This is a genomic window from Streptomyces sp. GbtcB7 (genome assembly GCF_019091445.1).
GTDB classification, from domain to species: domain Bacteria; phylum Actinomycetota; class Actinomycetes; order Streptomycetales; family Streptomycetaceae; genus Streptomyces; species Streptomyces mirabilis.
Window position 1 is genome coordinate 181,212 of record NZ_JAGXJM010000019.1, and the last position, 19,956, is coordinate 201,167.

At 68.2% G+C, this 19,956-nt stretch carries 19 protein-coding genes and 2 tRNA genes; 15 read left to right on the forward strand and 6 right to left on the reverse strand.

Annotated features, from left to right (window positions below; genetic code table 11):
• The first annotated feature begins 125 nt into the window (after positions 1-125).
• From gyrB to KVT44_RS29385, 4 genes are all read left to right on the forward strand, one after another.
• Positions 126-2,186 carry a DNA topoisomerase (ATP-hydrolyzing) subunit B gene (gene gyrB / locus KVT44_RS29370; RefSeq protein WP_180294005.1) on the forward strand — a complete coding sequence of 687 codons (2,061 nt, stop codon included), beginning with the start codon at positions 126-128 and terminating at the stop codon, positions 2,184-2,186.
• Positions 2,187-2,228: 42 nt separating this feature from the next.
• Positions 2,229-4,823, forward strand: coding sequence for a DNA gyrase subunit A (gene gyrA / locus KVT44_RS29375; protein WP_099921706.1), 2,595 nt, complete (start codon positions 2,229-2,231; stop codon positions 4,821-4,823).
• An 18-nt stretch (positions 4,824-4,841) separates the two neighbouring features.
• Positions 4,842-5,639, forward strand: a complete 798-nt coding sequence (locus KVT44_RS29380) for a DUF3566 domain-containing protein (RefSeq protein ID WP_217569846.1) — start codon at positions 4,842-4,844, stop codon at positions 5,637-5,639.
• Positions 5,640-5,751: 112 nt separating this feature from the next.
• Positions 5,752-5,828, forward strand: a tRNA-Ile gene (locus KVT44_RS29385).
• Positions 5,829-5,883: 55 nt separating this feature from the next.
• On the opposite strand, the gene KVT44_RS29390 is transcribed toward KVT44_RS29385, so the two are convergent.
• Both KVT44_RS29390 and KVT44_RS29395 read right to left on the reverse strand, forming a co-directional pair.
• Positions 5,884-6,447 carry a hypothetical protein gene (locus KVT44_RS29390; RefSeq protein ID WP_217569848.1) on the reverse strand — a complete coding sequence of 188 codons (564 nt, stop codon included), beginning with the start codon at positions 6,445-6,447 and terminating at the stop codon, positions 5,884-5,886.
• 306 nt (positions 6,448-6,753) lie between these two features.
• On the reverse strand, positions 6,754-7,107 hold the full coding sequence (locus tag KVT44_RS29395; RefSeq protein ID WP_099921703.1) for a DUF6344 domain-containing protein: 354 nt from the start codon (positions 7,105-7,107) through the stop codon (positions 6,754-6,756).
• Between the two features lie 348 nt (positions 7,108-7,455).
• Between KVT44_RS29395 and KVT44_RS29400 the strand changes: the two genes are divergently transcribed.
• A complete protein-coding gene (locus KVT44_RS29400; RefSeq protein WP_003999697.1) occupies positions 7,456-7,584 on the forward strand; it encodes a DLW-39 family protein in 129 nt (42 codons plus the stop codon).
• A 169-nt stretch (positions 7,585-7,753) separates the two neighbouring features.
• Entirely contained in the window at positions 7,754-9,154 is a 1,401-nt protein-coding gene (locus KVT44_RS29405) for a hypothetical protein (RefSeq protein ID WP_308314141.1), read from the forward strand.
• A gap of 37 nt (positions 9,155-9,191) precedes the next feature.
• Here the strand turns inward: KVT44_RS29405 and KVT44_RS29410 are convergent, their stop codons facing one another.
• On the reverse strand, positions 9,192-10,781 hold the full coding sequence (locus tag KVT44_RS29410) for a serine/threonine-protein kinase (RefSeq protein ID WP_217569850.1): 1,590 nt from the start codon (positions 10,779-10,781) through the stop codon (positions 9,192-9,194).
• A gap of 132 nt (positions 10,782-10,913) precedes the next feature.
• Positions 10,914-11,462, reverse strand: a complete 549-nt coding sequence (locus tag KVT44_RS29415; protein WP_099921700.1) for a helix-turn-helix domain-containing protein — start codon at positions 11,460-11,462, stop codon at positions 10,914-10,916.
• A gap of 182 nt (positions 11,463-11,644) precedes the next feature.
• On the opposite strand from KVT44_RS29415, the gene KVT44_RS29420 reads away from it, so the two are divergent.
• A tRNA-Ala gene (locus KVT44_RS29420) sits at positions 11,645-11,717 on the forward strand.
• Positions 11,718-12,188: 471 nt separating this feature from the next.
• Here the strand turns inward: KVT44_RS29420 and KVT44_RS29425 are convergent.
• The gene (locus KVT44_RS29425; RefSeq protein WP_099921699.1) at positions 12,189-12,875 is read right to left on the reverse strand and encodes a DUF5324 family protein; all 687 of its coding nucleotides are present in this window, start codon (positions 12,873-12,875) and stop codon (positions 12,189-12,191) included.
• Positions 12,876-13,187: 312 nt separating this feature from the next.
• Between KVT44_RS29425 and KVT44_RS29430 the strand changes: the two genes are divergently transcribed.
• On the forward strand, positions 13,188-13,721 hold the full coding sequence (locus tag KVT44_RS29430; protein WP_054236415.1) for a peptidylprolyl isomerase: 534 nt from the start codon (positions 13,188-13,190) through the stop codon (positions 13,719-13,721).
• A gap of 138 nt (positions 13,722-13,859) precedes the next feature.
• The gene (locus tag KVT44_RS29435; protein ID WP_190174087.1) at positions 13,860-14,771 is read left to right on the forward strand and encodes a rhomboid family intramembrane serine protease; all 912 of its coding nucleotides are present in this window, start codon (positions 13,860-13,862) and stop codon (positions 14,769-14,771) included.
• 264 nt (positions 14,772-15,035) lie between these two features.
• Here the strand turns inward: KVT44_RS29435 and crgA are convergent, their stop codons facing one another.
• Positions 15,036-15,290 carry a cell division protein CrgA gene (crgA, locus tag KVT44_RS29440; RefSeq protein WP_054236413.1) on the reverse strand — a complete coding sequence of 85 codons (255 nt, stop codon included), beginning with the start codon at positions 15,288-15,290 and terminating at the stop codon, positions 15,036-15,038.
• A 142-nt stretch (positions 15,291-15,432) separates the two neighbouring features.
• Here crgA and KVT44_RS29445 point away from each other — a divergent pair, with 142 nt between their 5' ends.
• The 6 genes from KVT44_RS29445 to KVT44_RS29470 all read left to right on the forward strand — a co-directional run bounded on the left by KVT44_RS29445 (position 15,433) and on the right by KVT44_RS29470 (position 19,932).
• Positions 15,433-16,212, forward strand: coding sequence for a DUF881 domain-containing protein (locus KVT44_RS29445; RefSeq protein ID WP_190174086.1), 780 nt, complete (start codon positions 15,433-15,435; stop codon positions 16,210-16,212).
• A 35-nt stretch (positions 16,213-16,247) separates the two neighbouring features.
• Positions 16,248-16,979 (forward strand): class E sortase, encoded by a 732-nt coding sequence (locus KVT44_RS29450; RefSeq protein WP_099925531.1) that lies wholly within the window; start codon positions 16,248-16,250, stop codon positions 16,977-16,979.
• 73 nt (positions 16,980-17,052) lie between these two features.
• Positions 17,053-17,214 (forward strand): hypothetical protein, encoded by a 162-nt coding sequence (locus tag KVT44_RS29455; RefSeq protein WP_165854063.1) that lies wholly within the window; start codon positions 17,053-17,055, stop codon positions 17,212-17,214.
• Positions 17,211-17,849 carry an aminodeoxychorismate/anthranilate synthase component II gene (locus KVT44_RS29460; RefSeq protein WP_217569852.1) on the forward strand — a complete coding sequence of 213 codons (639 nt, stop codon included), beginning with the start codon at positions 17,211-17,213 and terminating at the stop codon, positions 17,847-17,849. Before KVT44_RS29455 ends, KVT44_RS29460 begins: the two co-directional genes overlap by 4 nt.
• Complete coding sequence (locus KVT44_RS29465) at positions 17,846-19,117, forward strand: class E sortase (protein ID WP_217569854.1); 1,272 nt, start codon at positions 17,846-17,848, stop codon at positions 19,115-19,117. Before KVT44_RS29460 ends, KVT44_RS29465 begins: the two co-directional genes overlap by 4 nt.
• Positions 19,118-19,179: 62 nt before the next feature.
• Positions 19,180-19,932, forward strand: a complete 753-nt coding sequence (locus KVT44_RS29470) for a class E sortase (RefSeq protein ID WP_308314142.1) — start codon at positions 19,180-19,182, stop codon at positions 19,930-19,932.
• Positions 19,933-19,956 lie beyond the last annotated feature (24 nt).

Genomic DNA, 19,956 nt, shown 5'->3' on the forward strand with positions numbered 1-19,956 from the left:
CGCTTGCGGGGACCGTCCGGGAAAAGCTGAGCAACGCTGATCAAGGCTTACCAACGCAACGTGCCGCAGCCGCTCCGGCAACCCGCCGACGAGCTTGGCTTGTGCTGTGCCAGAAAGGGCGCTTCGTGGCCGATTCCGGCAACCCCAACGAGAACACCCCGTCCACCGACGCCGGCGACAACGCCGAGGCCACGACCTCGAACGGCGAGGTCACAGCCTCGTACGACGCCAGCGCCATCACCGTCCTCGAGGGTCTGGACGCGGTTCGCAAGCGACCCGGTATGTACATCGGCTCGACCGGCGAGCGCGGACTGCACCACCTCGTGTACGAGGTCGTCGACAACTCCGTCGACGAGGCGCTGGCCGGCCACGCGGACACGATCGACATCACGATCCTCGCCGACGGCGGCGTGCGTGTCGTGGACAACGGCCGCGGCATCCCCGTGGGCATCGTTCCCTCCGAAGGGAAGCCGGCCCTCGAGGTCGTGCTGACGGTCCTGCACGCGGGCGGTAAGTTCGGCGGCGGCGGCTACGCGGTCTCCGGTGGTCTGCACGGCGTCGGCGTCTCCGTCGTGAACGCCCTGTCGAGCAAGGTCTCCGTCGAGGTCAAGACCGACGGACGGCGCTGGACGCAGGACTACAAGATGGGCGTCCCGACCGCCCCTCTCGTCGAGCACGAGGCCACCGACGAGACCGGCACCTCGGTCACCTTCTGGGCCGACGGCGACATCTTCGAGACGACCGAGTACTCCTTCGAGACGCTCTCGCGGCGCTTCCAGGAGATGGCGTTCCTCAACAAGGGTTTGACGATCAAACTCACTGATGAGCGCGAGTCGGCGAAGGCCACGGCCGGTGCGGACGAGGCGGGTGCGGACGAGAAGGCCGAGGTCAAGACCGTCACGTACCACTACGAGGGCGGCATCGTCGACTTCGTGAAGTACCTCAACTCCCGCAAGGGAGACGCGGTGCACCCCACCGTCATCGATCTCGAGGCCGAGGACAAGGACAAGAGCCTGTCCCTCGAGGTCGCGATGCAGTGGAACAGCGGCTACAGCGAGGGCGTGTACTCCTTCGCCAACATCATCCACACCCACGAGGGCGGTACGCACGAGGAGGGCTTCCGTGCGGCGCTGACCTCGCTGATCAACAAGTACGCGCGCGACAAGAAGCTGCTGCGCGAGAAGGACGACAACCTCACCGGTGACGACATCCGCGAGGGTCTGACCGCGATCATCTCGGTCAAGCTGAGCGAGCCGCAGTTCGAGGGTCAGACGAAGACCAAGCTGGGCAACACGGAGGCGAAGACCTTCGTCCAGAAGGCCGTCTACGAGCACCTCAACGACTGGCTGGACCGCAACCCGAACGAGGCCGCGGACATCGTCCGCAAGTCCATCCAGGCGGCCACCGCGCGCGTGGCGGCCCGCAAGGCCCGCGACCTCACCCGCCGCAAGGGCCTCCTTGAGACGGCGTCCCTGCCGGGCAAGCTGTCCGACTGCCAGTCGAACGACCCCACCAAGTGCGAGATCTTCATCGTCGAGGGTGACTCCGCCGGTGGCTCGGCCAAGTCCGGCCGCAACCCGCAGTACCAGGCGATCCTCCCGATCCGAGGCAAGATCCTCAACGTCGAGAAGGCGCGGATCGACAAGATCCTGCAGAACCAGGAGATCCAGGCGCTGATCTCGGCCTTCGGCACCGGGGTCCACGAGGACTTCGACATCGAGAAGCTCCGCTATCACAAGATCATCCTGATGGCGGACGCCGACGTCGACGGCCAGCACATCAACACCCTGCTGCTGACCTTCCTGTTCCGCTTCATGCGGCCGCTGGTCGAGGCCGGGCACGTGTTCCTGTCGCGCCCCCCGCTGTACAAGATCAAGTGGGGCCGGGATGACTTCGAGTACGCGTACTCGGACCGTGAGCGCGACGCGCTGATCGAGCTGGGCAAGCAGGCCGGCAAGCGCATCCGCGACGACTCGGTCCAGCGCTTCAAGGGCCTCGGCGAGATGAACGCCGAGGAGCTGCGGATCACGACCATGGACCAGGAGCACCGGGTCCTCGGCCAGGTCACGCTCGACGACGCCGCCCAGGCCGACGACCTGTTCTCGGTCCTCATGGGCGAGGACGTCGAGGCCCGCCGCGCGTTCATCCAGCGCAATGCCAAGGACGTCCGCTTCCTCGACATCTGAGTCGGTCTCAGCTGACCGCAGCAGAAAGGATCTTCACCAGCAATGGCCGACGAGAACACTCAGAGCACGCCTGAAGAAGGCGGCGAGATCACCCTGCGCGTCGAGCCCGTCGGGCTCGAGACGGAGATGCAGCGCTCGTATCTCGACTACGCGATGTCCGTCATCGTGTCGCGCGCGCTGCCCGATGTCCGGGACGGCCTCAAGCCCGTCCACCGCCGCGTCCTGTACGCCATGTACGACGGCGGCTACCGGCCCGAGAAGGGCTTCTACAAGTGCGCCCGCGTCGTCGGTGACGTCATGGGCACCTACCACCCGCACGGCGACTCCTCGATCTACGACGCGCTGGTCCGCCTCGCGCAGCCGTGGTCGATGCGGATGCCGCTGGTGGACTCCAACGGCAACTTCGGCTCTCCGGGCAACGACCCCGCGGCCGCCATGCGCTACACCGAGTGCAAGATGGCGCCGCTGTCCATGGAGATGGTCCGTGACATCGACGAGGAGACCGTCGACTTCACGGACAACTACGACGGCCGCAACCAGGAGCCGACGGTTCTGCCGGCCCGGTTCCCGAACCTGCTGATCAACGGCTCGGCGGGCATCGCGGTCGGCATGGCCACCAACATCCCGCCGCACAACCTCCGTGAGGTCGCGGCCGGCGCCCAGTGGTACCTCGAGAACCCCGAGGCCAGCCACGAGGAGCTGCTCGACGCCCTGATCGAGCGCATCAAGGGCCCCGATTTCCCGACCGGCGCCCTTGTAGTGGGCCGAAAGGGCATCGAGGAGGCGTACCGCACGGGCCGTGGCTCCATCACGATGCGCGCGGTCGTCGAGGTCGAGGAGATCCAGAACCGCCAGTGCCTGGTGGTCACGGAGCTCCCCTACCAGACCAACCCCGACAACCTCGCGCAGAAGATCGCCGACCTGGTGAAGGACGGCAAGGTCGGCGGCATCGCGGACGTCCGTGACGAGACCTCGTCCCGTACGGGCCAGCGGCTGGTCATCGTCCTGAAGCGCGACGCGGTCGCCAAGGTCGTCCTGAACAACCTCTACAAGCACACCGATCTGCAGTCGAACTTCGGCGCCAACATGCTGGCGCTGGTGGACGGCGTTCCGCGCACGCTGTCGCTCGACGCGTTCATCCGCCACTGGGTGACGCACCAGATCGAGGTCATCGTCCGTCGTACGCGCTTCAGGCTGCGCAAGGCCGAGGAGCGCGCGCACATCCTGCGTGGCCTCCTGAAGGCCCTGGACGCCATCGACGAGGTCATCGCGCTGATCCGGCGCAGTGACACCGTCGAGATCGCGCGCGAGGGCCTGATGGGCCTCCTGGAGATCGACGAGATCCAGGCGAACGCCATCCTCGAGATGCAGCTGCGCCGACTGGCAGCCCTGGAGCGTCAGAAGATCATCCAGGAGCACGACGAGCTCCAGGCGAAGATCACCGAGTACAACGCGATCCTCGCCTCGCCGGAGCGCCAGCGCTCCATCATCAGCGAGGAACTCACGGCGATCGTCGACAAGTTCGGCGAGGACCGTCGCTCCAAGCTGGTGCCCTTCGACGGTGACATGTCCATCGAGGACCTGATCGCCGAAGAGGACATCGTCGTCACCATCACGCGTGGCGGCTACATCAAGCGGACCAAGACCGAGGACTACCGCTCCCAGAAGCGGGGCGGCAAGGGCGTACGCGGCGCGAAGCTGAAGCAGGACGACATCGTCGACCACTTCTTCGTGTCGACCACGCACCACTGGCTGCTGTTCTTCACCAACAAGGGCCGCGTCTACCGCGCGAAGGCGTACGAGCTCCCGGACGCCGGGCGTGACGCGCGTGGACAGCACGTCGCGAACCTGCTGGCCTTCCAGCCGGACGAGGCGATCGCCGAGATCCTCGCGATCCGTGACTACGAGGCGGTGCCTTATCTGGTGCTGGCCACCAAGGGCGGCCTCGTGAAGAAGACGCCTCTGAAGGATTACGATTCCCCGCGCTCCGGCGGTGTCATCGCGATCAATCTCCGCGAGACGGAGGACGGTTCCGACGACGAACTGATCGGAGCCGAACTCGTATCGGCCGAGGACGATCTGCTGCTGATCAGTAAGAAGGCGCAGTCGATCAGGTTCACGGCGACGGACGACGCCCTGCGGCCCATGGGCCGTGCGACCTCGGGCGTCAAGGGGATGAGTTTCCGCGAGGGCGACGAGCTGCTCTCGATGAATGTTGTTCGACCCGGTACGTTCGTGTTCACTGCTACGGACGGCGGGTACGCGAAGCGGACCGCTGTTGACGAGTACCGCGTTCAGGGTCGTGGTGGCCTCGGTATCAAGGCCGCCAAGATCGTCGAGGACCGCGGGTCCCTCGTCGGCGCGCTGGTGGTCGAGGAGACGGACGAGATCCTCGCCATCTCCCTGTCCGGCGGTGTGATTCGCACGCGAGTCAACGAGGTCAGGGAGACGGGCCGTGACACCATGGGTGTCCAACTGATCAACCTGGGCAAGCGCGATGCCGTGGTCGGCATCGCTCGTAACGCCGAGGCCGGTCGCGAGGCGGAGGAAGTCGACGGCGAGATCGCCGAGGACGAGACCGCCGAGGGCATCGAGGCCGTCGGTACGGACGAGGGCGAGCAGTCCTCGTCCGAGTAGCGCGAGGAGTGAGTCATCGTGAGCGGAGCCACGGGCGCCGGATCGACCGGTACGGATACGGACGGCGGCCGTGGCTCCGCCGCGGAGACGACTGACTCCCATGACTCTCATGGATCCCAGGGGGGAACTGTGACGGACACCCGAGGCCCGCAGGCCCAGCAGTACGCGGCCGGAGCGGGCCCGGCGGCGGCCGGTCCGGCAAAGACCAAGGCCGCGCCCGGTGCGGCGCCCGCTTCGGCGCCCCCACCGGGGGCTCCTTCGGCCGGTTCGCCCGCTTCGGCGGCCCCTGCCGGGGCCGCACCCGAGGCCGGCTCCGCGCTGCCGGGGGAACGGCAGCCGCAGCAGCCCGCGCAGCCGTACCACCCGCCGCAGGCGTACCCGGCTCAGACGCCGTCGCCGTCCGGCGCCGTACGCCGGCCGCGGACCGGAGCGCGCACCGCGCCCCGTACCCGCAAGGCGCGGCTGCGGGTGGCCAAGACCGACCCCTGGTCGGTGATGAAGGTCAGCTTCCTGCTCTCCATCGCGCTCGGCATCTGCACGATCGTGGCGGCGGCGGTGCTGTGGATGGTCCTGGACGCGATGGGCGTCTTCTCGACGGTCGGCGGCACGATCTCCGAGGCGACGGGTTCGAACGAGTCGAACGGCTTCGACCTGCAGTCGTTCCTCTCCCTGCCGCACGTCCTGATGTTCACGTCGATCATCGCGGTCATCGACGTCGTGCTCGCCACGGCGCTCGCGACGCTCGGCTCGTTCATCTACAACCTCTCCGCGGGCTTCGTCGGCGGTATTGAACTGACCCTCGCCGAGGACGAGTAACAGCAGCTCGTCGGGCCCGGCCAGGAGGCCTGGGATACCGATTTTGGGACTGGCCGCGTCGTGCGCTAATCTTCAGAGGTCAGCGCGCGGGACACACACCGCAAAGCGCGGCGGGGCTATAGCTCAGTTGGTTAGAGCGCATCCCTGATAAGGATGAGGCCACAGGTTCAAATCCTGTTAGCCCCACCAACCAGAAAACCCCCGGGTGATCACACCCGGGGGTTTTTGGCATCTGTGGCTGACATCAGTGTGGGCTCAGGAAAGCGATGACTGCGCAGAGTGCCGCACCCAGCAGCAGGACGATTCCCGCCTGACCGAGTCGGAGCCCTACGCGGCTGACGAGGCCCGCGCGGAGTTCGGGTCGGCCGGTGGAGTTCGCCCTGGAGGCGAATCCGGCCCCGGCGAAGGCGAACAGCGCCATGCCGAACAGCGTCGATGCCGCGTACTTCTCGGTGCGGGCCGGGCTGATCCGTACGTAGGAGCCGACGTCGACCCGGTCCAGGCGGGTGGTCTGCCCCGAGGCCAAGGACGGGTTCACGGTGAAGCGTGCCGCTGGGTCCGTGGAGCGGCCGTCGTCCGACCGGAAGGTGCCGGTGCACCGGATCTCGGATTTCGGCTGACCGACCCGTGCGCAGGACGCGACCGTGAGCGTGCCGGGCTCGCCCAGCAGGCCCACGGCGTGGCCGGCCTGGTAGAGCCCGAACGTAGCCAGCCCGGCCCCGATCAGCGCGAACAGGACGGAGAACGCCAGCCGCTGGGCCGGGTTCGCCGATCGCGACGGCCCGCGGTTCGAGATCACTGGCGCCATGCACTGCCTCCTGACCTGGTGGTCCCGGGAAGACGACACGGGACGCTACCGGAGGGGCCCAGATCCGAGGCCACCGGGAGGCGCTCCTGACGATTGTCGAACGGCGCTGGTGTGCCGGACACGGCGAGGTGCCGGACACGGCGAGGTGCCGGACACGGCGAGGTGCCGGACATGGCGAAGTCCCGGACATGGCGAAGTCCCGGCAGCTCTTTCGAGCTGCCGGGCCTTCGGATCTGTGAGTGCGGTGTACGCAAGTTCGCCGCTACGTCGGGGGAGGGACTGGGGGATGAGGCGGAGCCGCGCCGGTCAGCGCTGCAGGCGGGTTTCGGGCTCGGTGGGGGCCTCAGAGGCGTAGAGCGACGCGAGGTCGGCAGGGTCGACCTCGGTGGCGTCGGTCGGCGGGCGGTGCCGGCAGCTCGGTGAGGAGCCGTGGGCCTCGGCGCGGATGCGTTGCTTCATCGTGGGGGGCAGGGCCCGGCTGTATGGACCGGCCCAGGGAGAGATCGTCGGCACTGTCGCGGAGACCGTGCTGTTGCGCGTCGCTTCGGCCTGCGGTACAGCCGCGGCCGCGGTGGTCGTGATGAAACCGAGCGCCGTGCACAGCGCGACGAAGACGGTGACGATGGCGGTCCACAGCTTCATGACCTTGTTCTGGGTCATGGCCCCTCACTTTCGGGTCAGGCGATTTGCGTACTTTCCTCATGATGTGTATGTGGGCTGCGAAGTGGTGGACCGACGCCCGTGGCGCGTCGATGTTCAGATCAACACCACTCGGATGGACGCAAGAGGCCAGAAAAGCGCCTGAAAGGTACGAGAGGGTGCCGAAAGTCACTGTGTGCGAGGTGTGATCACCCTGCGATACGACCGTGGTCGGAGCGGCCGGATCCACTCCTACTGCTCTCAGCCGTGCGGCAGTTGGGGGCCGATGCAGGTCACCGATCGATATCGGTCGGTGTGTATAGTCGGGCGCCAGAGGTCCCCTACGTCAACGAAAGACGAGGTCGCGCGGTGAAGAAGCTTCTCCTGGTCGCACTGGCCGCCATCGGCGGGCTCCTCGTGTACCGCCAGATCCAGGCGGATCGCGCCGAGCAGGATCTGTGGACGGAGGCGACTGACTCCGTGCCCACGGGTTCGTGAGAATCGACACCAGTCTCAGATCAGACCCCGGCCGCCCTCGCGGTCGGGGTTTTGTATTGCCCCGACTCGCCCTGGATTCGCTTCAGTGAACGAATCGATTGCGTAAGCGAAGGTATCGGCCTTCGGGCGGGTCGTTTCGGCCGCTTGTGCGGATAGCGGGGGTGGCTCCGTGACCGGCGGGGCAGGATGGGCCACGGTCCGGGGTGACGACGAGGGGTGGCGTGTGATGGGGCGGCGCACGGCATGGTGGCACGGCGGTCGGCCGCTCGCGATCGTGGCAACGGTCTTGTGCGCGACAGCGGCCCTGCCCGGCCGGCCCGCCGCGGCCGCCGAGACCGGTACGCCGAAGCCGTACGCCTTTGCCCAGGACGCCACGACGGTCCAGGGCGCCACGGGCACCACGGACGCCGTACGGCTGGAGCCCGGCGGGACGTACCGCAGTTCCCTCGGTAAGGACGGCAAGCTCTACTACCGCCTGGAGCTCGACGCCACCTCCAATGCGTACGTCGCCGCCACCGCCGTCCCCAGGCGCGGCGCCAAGGTCGCCTACTCCGACGGCGTCAAGGTCTCCGTACAGGACGGCAACAGCGGCAGTTGCTCCTCCTCCACGACCGCCCACTTCGGCGCCTCCCAGAGCCCCCACCCCATCGCCGCCTGGGCGTCGCGCGAGATCGGCCCCGGCAAGTACGCCTGCCAGACGGCCGGAACGTACTACGTGGTCGTCGAGCGCACCGCGGCACCCGTCTCCTCGGCCTCCCCGCCCTCCTCCCCCGACGCCTGGGACCTCGAACTGAGCTATGTGTCGGAACCCCGCTTGAAGAAGGCGGGTTCGACCAGTGCCCCCGAGGCCTGGAACTCCGCCTCGCCCGAGGCCCTCCAGGGGGACGCGCGGCCACGCCGGGGCGGCGCGGGGTTCACCACCGCCGGCGCCCTCGAACAGGGAGTCTGGAAGGACGGGATCAGCCCCGGGCAGACGCTCTTCTACAAGGTGCCGGTCGACTGGGGACAGCAGTTCTACGCCACCGCCGAACTCGGCAGTTCGAGCGGCGGCGAGGGATTCATGGGCACGGCTCTCGTCATGTCCCTCTACAACCCCGTGCGCGGACTCGTCACCGACGCGGGCGCGGGATACGACGGCAGCCAGCGGGCGGCCGCCCTGGATCCGCTGCCGCCCGTCGAGTACGACAACCGCTATGCCTTCAACGACCGGATCAGCGGCATGCGGTTCGCCGGTTCGTACTACCTCGTCGTACACCTCGCGGCGCAGGTCGCCGACAAGTTCGGCGACGGACCGTTCGGACTGACCCTGCGCGTACGGGTGGACGGCGCCGCGCAGACCGGCCCGGCGTACGCGGGGCGGGCCGTACCGCGGGGCGTGTTCGACTCCGCGACCGGTGACTCCGTGCCGACCACGGGTGGGACGGCGTCTGCCGGAAGCGGCGGGAGCGACGACGGCACCACCATGAAGCTGGTCGCCGTGGGCGGTATCGGCACCGGGACCGTCCTGGTGCTGGCGCTCGGGGTGTGGACGGTGGCCGCACGACGGCGGGCGACGCCGCGCGGCTGGTAGGCCCATCAAGAGGGGACAGGGCTTACGGCACCGGAGCTCAGATCTGGGCCAGCGCCCAGAAGCCCACCGCGAAACAGGCCAGCGCGAGGAGCAGCACCGGGACGGCCACCTTCGCGGGCGGTCCGGGGCGGGGCTGCGCGTGCTGACGCGCCGCGGCGGTCGGCTCCTCGGGCCGCACGGGGGAGGGCGGCTGCACGGGCGTGTGGTCGAACGGCAGGGCATGGGTGGGGGTCGGCACCGGCAGCACGACCGAGGTGGGGGGAGTGGGGGGCTGATCGTGCTGCCACAAGGACTGGGGCCGTGGCTGCGGTGGCGGCAGGTGGAAGCTGCCGGTGTCCGACATCGTGGACGGCTGCGGAGGTGTGGCGTCGGGCGCGGGGTGCGGTGGTACGGAACCGGGGGCGGGGTGCGGGGGTACGGCGCCGGGCGCGGGCTCGTGTCGTACGGCGCCGGGGGCGGCCTCGTGTCGTACGCCACCCGAGTCGGACGCAGGCCATACGCCCCCGGAGGAACGATCCGCCCACGCGGCCCCGGAGACGGGCTCCCGGGACAGCGCCCCGGAATCGTGACGCCACGGCCTCGAGTCGTGGGGGCCGGAACCGGTGCCGGAGCCGGAGGCAGCACCGGAAGCCGTGCCAGAAGTGGTGCTGGAGTTGATCGCGGAGTCGGGGCCGGTCCCGGTCCCGGTGCCGGAGGCAGGGCCGGACCACGAAGCCGCGTTCTCCGCGGCGCTTGGCGTGGTCGCCCTGAGTGGTCCTTCCGGGCCGAACCCCGGGGGAAGCGGACCGAGTTGGTCGAAGACCTCGACCAGCTCGTCGTCGGGGCCGGGCTCGGGCAGCAGCTCGGCGGCCGAGGCCAGCGCCTTGCGTGCCCCGGTCGCGGTGCGGAACCGTGCCCGCGGGTCCGGCTGCAACAGCGTGGCCACGACCTGCCACAGCGGCTCGGGGATGCTCTGGGGAGCGGTCGGTGTGCCGTGCTCCGCGAAGTACTCGATCAGGGCCTTGGCATCGGGTCTGGCCCCTTCGAGCAGGTAGAGGGCGACCAGCCCGACGGCGAACAGATCGGCGGGGAAGTCCGGCTCGGCGCCCATCATCTGCTCGGGAGCGAAGTAACCGGGCGTTCCCACCACGTAGTTGGTCTCGGTCAGCCGTGGCTCACCCAGTCGCATCGCGATGCCGAAGTCGGACAGCCGCAGCCGTGGACGGGCCGTACCGGTCGCTTCGAGCAGGATGTTGGCGGGCTTGATGTCACGGTGCACGACGCCCTCCGCGTGTACCGCGGCGACTCCCGAGAGGAGTTGGTCGAGCAGGGTGCAGACGAACGGGGGCGGCAGCGGGCCGTAGTCGTTGACCAGGTGGACCAGGGAGCCCCCGGCCACCAGGTCCATGGTGAACAGGACCTTGTCGTCGTCGGCGGCCCAGCTGGCGGGCGCGAGCACATGTGGATGATCGATCCGTAGCGCCTGCTCCCGCACGAAGCGCAGCAGCGCGTGCGCGTCGCTCTGCTGGAGCACCTTGGCGGCCACATAACGGCGCCGCCGCTGGTCCCAGGAGCGCCAGACCGCGCCGACTCCCCCGTGGCCGATCGGGTCGACCAGTTCGTAGCGTCCGGCGAAGACCTCACCCATGGTCGTGCGTCGCTCCCCTTCGGCGGTCGGTCCGGCGCGGGCCCCCCGTTGAGACGCCCGGCGGCCCGAGGTGCGGAGCCGGACGGCGTCCTGAGCCCCCGGCGCCGGGTGTGCGGCGGCCGGGCCGCCGGCTCAGCTCTGGTGCGACTGGTAGTGCGCGACCGCGTCGGAGGTGCGGCCGGCGCCGTACACCCGGAGGAACTCTGCCAGTTCCGGGTGGGTCGGGGCGAGGGTGTCGGCCGCGTCGATGATGTCCCCCGCGGCTGCCACGGAGCGCAGCAGCGACTGGATCTCGCGCACCACCCGCTTCACCGTGGGCGCACCTGAACTGTTCGTCGACTGTGTGGTGTTGCTGAGCACCGAGCCCCCTTGCGACTTCTTGATCTCGTCCATGCGCTCGGTCGCCTCGGCGGCGCTGACGCTGCCGTCCGCGACCTGCCCCGCCAGGTCCTGCAACAGCTGCACGCGCTGGACCACCGCGGGATTGCCGATCTTGGCACGCTGACCGCTCATCAGCTGCGACAGCATGGGCGCGGAAAGTCCCAGCACCCCGGCAAGACGCGCCTGGTTGAGGCCCAGATCCTCGATGAGCCTACGGAAGAGCGCCCCCAACGGCTCTCCGTACCAGTTCCGCTGCAGCTCTTGGGCTCTTGCGGTTGCTTCCTGCTGTGCGGCGTCCATTGCGTCTCCCCATCGCTTCCCCAAATACGGCGGTTCGCTGTCGCGAACCACGTCGAGCATCTTACGGAGAGTGGTCGCCCACGGGGACCCCCAATCTTTTTGCGAGATCCCGGGGGTGACCCGGTACTCTGGTCTGCGGCGCCCTCCGGTATCCGATTCCACCGGCCGGACGCCTGTCTTCCGGGGCCTTAGCTCAGTTGGTAGAGCGCTGTCTTTGCATGGCAGATGTCAGGGGTTCGACTCCCCTAGGCTCCACATCCCGGACCGGTCAGACGCCCTTCGCGGCGGCTGGCCGGTTCTTGTTTTTCGGTGACCTGAGTCACGCAGCCGGCTTCGCAGTCGTTGCAGTTGTTTGCGCAAACGGTCGGCCTGCGTGCGGGCATCGACGGCGCCTCACCGGTGGCCGAGATGGCGCGACGGCCGGTCCGTGCCGCCGTCGGAGCCTCGCGTGAGCTGCTGTAAGCAGATATGCGTAATCATGGCAATGCGCAGGGTGAAGAGGATCTGTGCGGATGTTGTGAGCATCGGTCGTTGCAAACGTCATCGTGGCGGAAGACGTAAATCGGCTTGTTTCCGTGCCGCGCCCACGGGTCCGTCCGTTCGGTTCCGCTCGGCCGGTTCCGCCGGTTCCACGTGAAACATCGCCGTGGGGCAGGAGACCCTCAAGTCTCCTGCCCCACGGCGATGTTGTTGCCCTTGCTCAGGGCTTGTTTCCCTGGTCCGGGGTCAGCGGCGGTCGTCGCGGTCCGTCTCCTCCTCGGCCTGCTTGGCCTGGACCTCGGGGTCCAGGTCGGACAGGCCGGTGCCGTCGACCGAGGACAGACGACCCGTCTCGGGCACCTCCGTCGCGGCGGGCGGCTCGACCAGCCAGTCGGGGTTGGCCTGCTTGTCCCACCACTTCCAGGCGACGAAGGCGCCGCCCGCGAGAATCCCCAGAACGAGCAGCCCCTTGGCGACGCGGCCGGCCTTCGCGTGCCGCTCGTGCTTGCGGACCAGTTTCTGGATCTCCTGGGGCGAGACCTGTCCGCGCAGCGCGGCGATCGCCGCCACACCGCGTGACGCGGCCTCCTCACGTACAGGCTGGGCCGCGGCCACCGCCTGCTCGATCCTCGGCCTGGTGTACTCGGCGGCCTGCACGGCCGCCTGCCGGGTACGGACGGCGGCCTGGTCGACCTTCGGCGGCACATGCGTACGGGCCTGTTCAAGGCGCGGCGCGAGATGGGCGCCGTACTGGACGCGGGCCTGTTCTGCGGCCAGCGACACCTTGGGCGCGAGCCGTACGAGTGCCTCGTTCGCGTAGTACGAGGCCCGGTCCTTGGCCGTGTCGGCGTAAGGCGCCACCACTTCCGCGGCGTGCAGCACGCTGTCCTTCGCCGAGCCGGTCGCGGCGCGCACGCTGTCAATGCGGGTCACGGGTTTTCCTCCTCCTCGGTGGCGTACATGGGCGTTCGAGTACCCCAAAGGGGGCACGGTTCACCTTTCCGCCCTGTTCGAGATCATGCCCCCCGAGGGGCCGCGAGGCATGCGAGATAGGGCATACGGGGCAACAGGAGCTTGTCGCCGACAATGCCACGGATCGCCGCTTCGCGTCCTGTGCACGCAAGGACTCGACGGGATTTCCGCAAGGGCGACCCCGGATATTCGCTCGGAGGTGGTGGCCGAGCGACGCGCGGCCCGGTCCGTGCGAGGATCGGGGGGTCAAAAGAAGGCAACGGAAGGCAGATCGTGGCTGAGCAGCTTTACGCCACCCTGAAGACCAACCAAGGCGACATCGAAGTCCGGCTTCTGCCGAACCACGCGCCCAAGACGGTCCGGAACTTCGTCGAGCTTGCCACGGGCGAGCGTGAGTGGATCAACCCGGAGACGGGTGAGAAGTCCACCGACAAGCTCTACGACGGCACGGTCTTCCACCGGGTGATCAGCGGATTCATGATCCAGGGCGGTGACCCGCTGGGCAACGGCACCGGCGGCCCCGGTTACCAGTTCGAGGACGAATTCCACCCGGAGCTCGCCTTCGACAAGCCGTACCTGCTGGCCATGGCCAACGCCGGCCCCGGTACCAACGGCTCGCAGTTCTTCATCACCGTCTCCCCGACGGCCTGGCTGACCCGCAAGCACACCATCTTCGGCGAGGTCACCAACGCGGCCAGCCAGAAGGTCGTGGACGCCATCGCGAGCACCCAGACCAACCCGCGCACCGACCGCCCGGTCAACGACGTCGTCATCGAGTCGGTCGTCGTCGAGACCCGCAAGGGCTGAGACCCGCCCCGCGAAGGCTGAACCCCGCGAAGGCTGAGACCCAAGGACCCGAGGGCTGCCGCAGGGAACCAAACGCCCCGCTCATCCGTAAGGATGGGCGGGGCGGTGCATTGCGTACGACCGGATTGAGGGGACCCCATGGACCAGGCGCCAGGCAACCCGCAGGGCCCGCAGGACCAGGGGCATCAGGACGCCCAGGCCCTGCCCACCTGCTACCGGCATCCGGATCGTGAAACCGGCGTGCGCTGCACCCGCTGCGAGCGCCCCATCTGCCCCGAGTGCATGATCAGTGCCTCCGTGGGCTTCCAGTGCCCCGAGTGCGTCCGTGCCGGCTCCGGTACGGGCCACGCGCCGTCGGCCTCGCAGCCCCGCACCCTCGCGGGTGGCACCGTCACCGCGGACCCCCGGCTCCTCACCAAGATCCTGATCGGGCTCAACCTCGCCGTCTTCCTGGTCCAGCTGTCGGTGGGCGATCGCTTCACCGACAGCTTCGACCTCATCGGCCGCGCGTACGTTCCGCTGCTCGGCTCGGTCGAGGGCGTCGCGGAGGGCCAGTGGTACCGCATGCTGACGGTGATGTTCCTGCACGGCAGCTATATCCACATCCTGTTCAACATGCTCAGCCTGTGGTGGATCGGCGGCCCCCTGGAAGCGGCTCTCGGCCGTGCCCGCTATCTCGCCCTCTACTTCGTCTCGGGTCTCGCGGGCAGCGCGCTCACCTACCTCGTGGCCGCGCCGAACCAGCCCTCGCTGGGCGCCTCCGGCGCGATCTTCGGCCTCTTCGGTGCGACCGCCGTCCTGATGCGCCGGCTCAACTACGACATGCGCCCCGTGATCGCCTTGCTGGTGATCAACCTGATCTTCACCTTCGGGTGGAGCAACATCGCCTGGCAGGCCCACATCGGTGGACTCGTCGGCGGTGTCGTCGTCGGCTACGCCATGGTCCACGCCCCGCGCGAGCGGCGGGCCCTGATCCAGTACGGGGTGTGTGCCGTGGTCCTGGCCGCGGTGGTTGTCGCGACGCTGGTCAGGACGGCTCAGCTCACCTGAGGCACCGCTCGGCTCACTTGAGAAGCCTGGGAGAGCGGTGTTGTCCACAGATCGTGGCGGATCTTGTGCACGCTGTGTGGGAACAGCTGTGCCCCCTGTCACTGACCCGAGTTTTCGCAGGTCGGACAGGGGGCGAACAGGTTTGCGGATCCCGGTAGGTCAGTCACACCGGCGTCAACCCCGGATGAGTTATCCACAGATCGTCTTAGTTTTCCACCTGTGGAAAACTCTTGTGGATAACTCAGTGGATAACCCTGGGCAGAGCTACTTCCACTGCGTGGAGACGCCGAATCCCGCCGCGATGAAGCCGAAGCCGACCACGATGTTCCAGTTGCCGAGGGCGTCGATGGGCAGCGAGCCGTCCGTCACGTAGAAGATGACGATCCAGGCGAGGCCGATGAGGAACATGGCCAGCATGACCGGTGCGACCCAGCCGCGGCTGGTCAGCTTGATGTTGGTCGCCTGCTTCGCCGGGGGCGGCGTGTAGTCGGCCTTCTTGCGGATACGTGACTTCGGCACGAGGGTCTCTCCTGTCGATGCGCTGCGTGGCCGCGCAGGGAACTGGGGCGGGCTCCGGGGCAGCGTACAAGGGGACACTGAGCGCTCCCCCGGGCGTCCGTTAGCGTAGTGCTTCCGCGGCGCCGAAGGAGATAAGGGTACGTTGAGCAATTCTGCCGACTCCCCCGGGACGGGTTCCAGTCCTGCCGTTACGCGCCGTTTCCGGCCCGTACGTGTACTCACCGTCGCCGTCTTCGCGCTCGCCGGGCTGATTTTCTTCACCAGCTTCAACACGGCCAAGGGCACCAATATCCGCACGGACGCGTCGTTGCTGAAGCTCTCCGACCTCATTCAGGAGCGCAGCCACAAGAACGCGTCGCTGGACGAGTCCAACGGCGTCCTGCGTGACGAGGTCGACACGCTCGCCGGGGGGGAGAACGGCGGCAGCAAGGCCGACACCGCCAAGCTCGCCGCGCTGGAGAAGAACACCGGCACCCAGAAGCTCAAGGGCAAGGCCGTCACGGTCACCCTCAACGACGCGCCGCCGAACGCCACGGCCAAGCTGCCCGGCTACCCCGAGCCGCAGCCCGATTACCTGGTCATCCACCAGCAGGACCTCCAGGCCGTGGTGAACGCCCTGTGGCTGGGTGGCGCCCAGGGCATCAAGGTGATGGACCAGCGGCTGATCTCCACCAGCGCCGTGCGCTGTGTCGGCAACACCCTGATCCTCCAGGGCCGGGTCTACTCGCCCCCGTACAAGATCACCGCGATCGGTGACCCCCAGAAGCTCCAGAAGGCCCTCGCCGACTCTCCGGCGATCCAGAACTACATGGTGTACGTCAACGTCTACGGGCTCGGCTGGAAAGTCGAGGAGAACGGGACGGTGACTCTTCCCGGGTACTCGGGCACAGTGGATCTCCACTACGCAAAACCTGTGGAGTAGTGGCTGAAGCAGCTGCCGCTGGGGGTCCCGTGTCGGTGCGAGTGCTCGTCCGGACAGTGAGCGAACTGTGCATCACCATCGGCACGCTCATCGTGCTCTTCGTGGTCTACGTCCTGTTCTGGACGGGCGTCAAGGCCGACAGCGAGATGAACCACCAGATCGACCAGCTCCAGAAGCAGTGGTCGAAGGGATCGGTCGCGCAGCAGTCGAAGGCGCCTCCGACCACCCCGGCAACCGGGAACCCGAAGACGCCGACGGCGAGAACGACCGAGAGCCCGAAGGCCCCGGGCCCCTACGCCTACGGCAAGCCCTTCGCGGTGATGTACATCCCCCGTCTTGGTTTCACGTGGAACAAGCCCGTACTCGAAGGCACCGGCACGAGCGTCCTGCAGAAGGGGCTCGGGCATTACCGGGGGACGGCCCAGCTCGGGCAGGAGGGGAACTTCGCTGTCGCGGGCCACCGGCGCACGTACGGCGACCCGTTCAAGGACTTTCCCCAGCTGCGCAGGGGGGACGCGGTGGTGCTGACCGACGGGACGACCTGGTTCACGTATCGGATCGACAAAGGCCCCTACAAAACAGTGCCCACGGACGTTGAGGTGATCGATCCTGTGCCACGTAAGTCCGGGTACACGGCTCCAGGCCGCTATCTCACGCTGACCACGTGCGATCCGGAGTGGGGACACAGCCATCGGCTGATCGTCTGGGCCCACCTGGATTCCACGCAGCCCGTGGAGGCCGGGAAACCTCAGGCGCTACGCCGTTAGTCTGGTCCCGTACGGCGTGGGTCCGATGGTGTAGGGCGTGGCTCTGGTGCCGTGATGCGACGGAAGGGACAGCATGTACGGCTTCATCTGGCGGCATTTGCCGGGTAACGCATGGGTGAAGGCGCTGATCTCACTCGTGCTCGTCCTCGCGGTGGTCTACGTACTCTTCCAGTACGTCTTCCCGTGGGCCGAACCGCTGCTCCCCTTCAACGATGTGACGGTGAACAACCAGTGAGCGCGCGGATTCTCGTCGTCGACAACTACGACAGCTTCGTCTTCAACCTGGTCCAGTACCTGTACCAGCTCGGCGCCGAGTGCGAGGTGCTGCGCAACGACGAGGTCTCGACCGCGCACGCCCAGGACGGATTCGACGGCGTACTGCTGTCACCCGGCCCCGGCGCTCCCGAGCAGGCCGGCGTCTGCGTCGACATGGTCCGCCACTGCGCGGACACGGGTGTCCCCGTCTTCGGCGTCTGCCTCGGCATGCAGTCGATGCAGGTGGCGTACGGCGGTGTCGTGGACCGGGCGCCCGAGCTGCTGCACGGCAAGACGTCGTTGGTGGAGCACGAGGGCAGAGGTGTCTTCGCCGGACTGCCGTCCCCCTTCACCGCGACCCGCTACCACTCGCTGGCCGCCGAGCCGGAGACCGTGCCGGCCGAGCTGGTGGTCACCGCCCGTACCCACGACGGGATCATCATGGGGCTGCGCCACCGTGAACTCCCGGTCGAGGGTGTGCAGTTCCATCCCGAGTCGGTGCTGACCGAGCACGGTCACCGGATGCTCGCCAACTGGCTGGTGGAGTGCGGCGACCAGGGTGCCGTGGCGAGGTCGGTGGGGCTCGCCCCGGTGGTGGGCAGGGCCACGGCGTGACCGCCCTGCGCCCCGAGCGCGAGTCCGGCGCCGCCTACGGCGGCACCGGAGACGACGGGTCCTCGTACGGGCAGCAGCCGTACGGGGGACCCGGCGCGTTCGAGGCCGCGGTCGAGCAGCTCGCGGATCCGCTCACCGATCCGCTGCCGGGCCAGGAGTGGTCCGGGCAGGGGCAGCACCAGTACGCCGTGGACGGCCCCGAGGGCTACGCGCGGGACTGGCAGGGGGCGCCGGGAGGTGCGCAGGATCCTGCTCCCGTCTACGACGCACCGCTCACCAGACCCATGCCCGTGTACGCCGAACCGGTCGGCGCGGCTCCGAAGCTGGACGACGCGACCGTGGCGCTGCGGGCCTCGGAGGTCTCCGAGGCGCGGCGCAGGGCCGAGCAGTTGGCGGGTCGGGCCACGAACGAGGGGATGCCCGCTCCCGGGGGTCGTGCGGCGCGGCGCAAGGCGGCGCGGCGCCACGGGCGCCACGGAGGGGCTCAGGAGCCCCAGGAGTCCCCGGGTGCCCAGGAGTCGGTGGAGTCGGCGCAGAAGGCCGCTGAGGCGCCGCTGAGCCGTGTTCAGGCCCGGCGGGCGGCGCGCGCGCAGAAGCCCGGTGCGGCCGTCCTCGTCAGCCGGTTGATCGGCGAGGTGTTCATCACCACCGGCGTCCTGATGCTGCTGTTCGTGACCTACCAGTTGTGGTGGTCGAACGTGCGGGCGCACCAGCAGGCGGGCAGTGCCGCGCACCACCTCCAGGAGGACTGGGCGAGCGGCAAGCGGAGTCCGGGGACGTTCGAGCCGGGACAGGGTTTCGCCATCCTGCACATCCCGAAGCTGGACGTGGTCGCTCCGATCGCCGAGGGCACCAGCAAGACGAAGGTCCTCGACCGCGGAATGGTGGGTCACTACGGCGAGGGAGCCCTGAAGACGGCGATGCCGGACGCCAAGACCGGCAACTTCGGTCTCGCGGGGCACCGCAACACGCACGGGGAACCGTTCCGGTACATCAACCGGCTCAAGCCCGGCGACTCCATCGTGGTCGAGACCCAGGACGACTACTTCGTCTACAAGATGACGTCGATCCTGCCGGTGACGTCCCCGTCGAACACGAAGGTGCTGGACCCGATCCCCCAGGGGTCCGGTTTCACGGCGCCGGGCCGCTACATCACACTGACCACCTGCACGCCGGAATTCACCAGCACCTACCGCATGATCGTGTGGGGCAAGATGGTCGAGGAACGCCCGCGCAGCAAGGGCAAGCCGGACGCGCTCCTCGGGTAGGAGCCCCGTCGGGCACCGGCACGTGAGACAACCTGAGACAGACCAGACGGGGCAGATGCACAGTGGCAGCGAGGACCGACCACGACGAGCGCGCCGAGGCCGAGGCCGACGCCGAGGCGGCCGCTCCGAAGCGTCGTGGAGTGAGCCGGATCGCGATGGCGGTCAGCTTCCTGGGTGAACTCCTCATCACCGCGGGCCTGGTGCTCGCCCTGTTCGTCGTCTACTCGCTGTGGTGGACGAACGTCGTCGCGGACCGCAAGGCCGACAAGCAGGGCGACAAGGTCCGCGACAACTGGGCCCAGGACGAGAGCGGTCCCGGTGCCCTGGACACCAAGGACGGCATCGGCTTCCTGCATGTCCCGTCGATGAAGAACGGCGAGGTGCTGGTCGAGAAGGGCACCTCCACGGAGGTCCTCAACGACGGCGTCGCCGGCTACTACATGGACCCCGTCAAGGCGACGCTGCCGATGACTGAGAAGACGGGCAACTTCACGCTCGCCGCCCACCGCGACGGCCACGGCGCCAAGTTCCACAACATCGACAAGATAAAGAAGGGCGACCCGATCGTCTTCGAGACCAAGGACGACTGGTACGTCTACAAGGTCTTCTCGATCCTCCCGGAGACCTCGAAGTACAACGTCAAGGTCCTCCAGTCGGTCCCGAAGCAGTCGGGCAAGACGAAGCCGGGCCACTACATCACCCTGACGACCTGCACGCCGGTGTACACGTCGGAGTACCGCTACATCGTGTGGGGCGAGCTGGAGCGCGTGCAGAAGGTGGACAGCGCGCGCACGCCGCCGAAGGAACTGGGCTGAGGCGGGCCGGTCAAACGACTCGAC

Bases quoted from the DNA above. Each gene is read 5' to 3' on its own strand.
- gyrA (WP_099921706.1), top strand. From the start codon at position 2,229: ATGGCCGACGAGAACACTCAGAGCACGCCTGAAGAAGGCGGCGAGATC.
- KVT44_RS29390 (WP_217569848.1), bottom strand. From the start codon at position 6,447: ATGGCGCCAGTGATCTCGAACCGCGGGCCGTCGCGATCGGCGAACCCG.
- KVT44_RS29395 (WP_099921703.1), bottom strand. From the start codon at position 7,107: ATGACCCAGAACAAGGTCATGAAGCTGTGGACCGCCATCGTCACCGTC.
- KVT44_RS29410 (WP_217569850.1), bottom strand. From the start codon at position 10,781: ATGGGTGAGGTCTTCGCCGGACGCTACGAACTGGTCGACCCGATCGGC.
- KVT44_RS29415 (WP_099921700.1), bottom strand. From the start codon at position 11,462: ATGGACGCCGCACAGCAGGAAGCAACCGCAAGAGCCCAAGAGCTGCAG.
- KVT44_RS29435 (WP_190174087.1), top strand. From the start codon at position 13,860: ATGGACCAGGCGCCAGGCAACCCGCAGGGCCCGCAGGACCAGGGGCAT.
- KVT44_RS29455 (WP_165854063.1), top strand. From the start codon at position 17,053: ATGTACGGCTTCATCTGGCGGCATTTGCCGGGTAACGCATGGGTGAAG.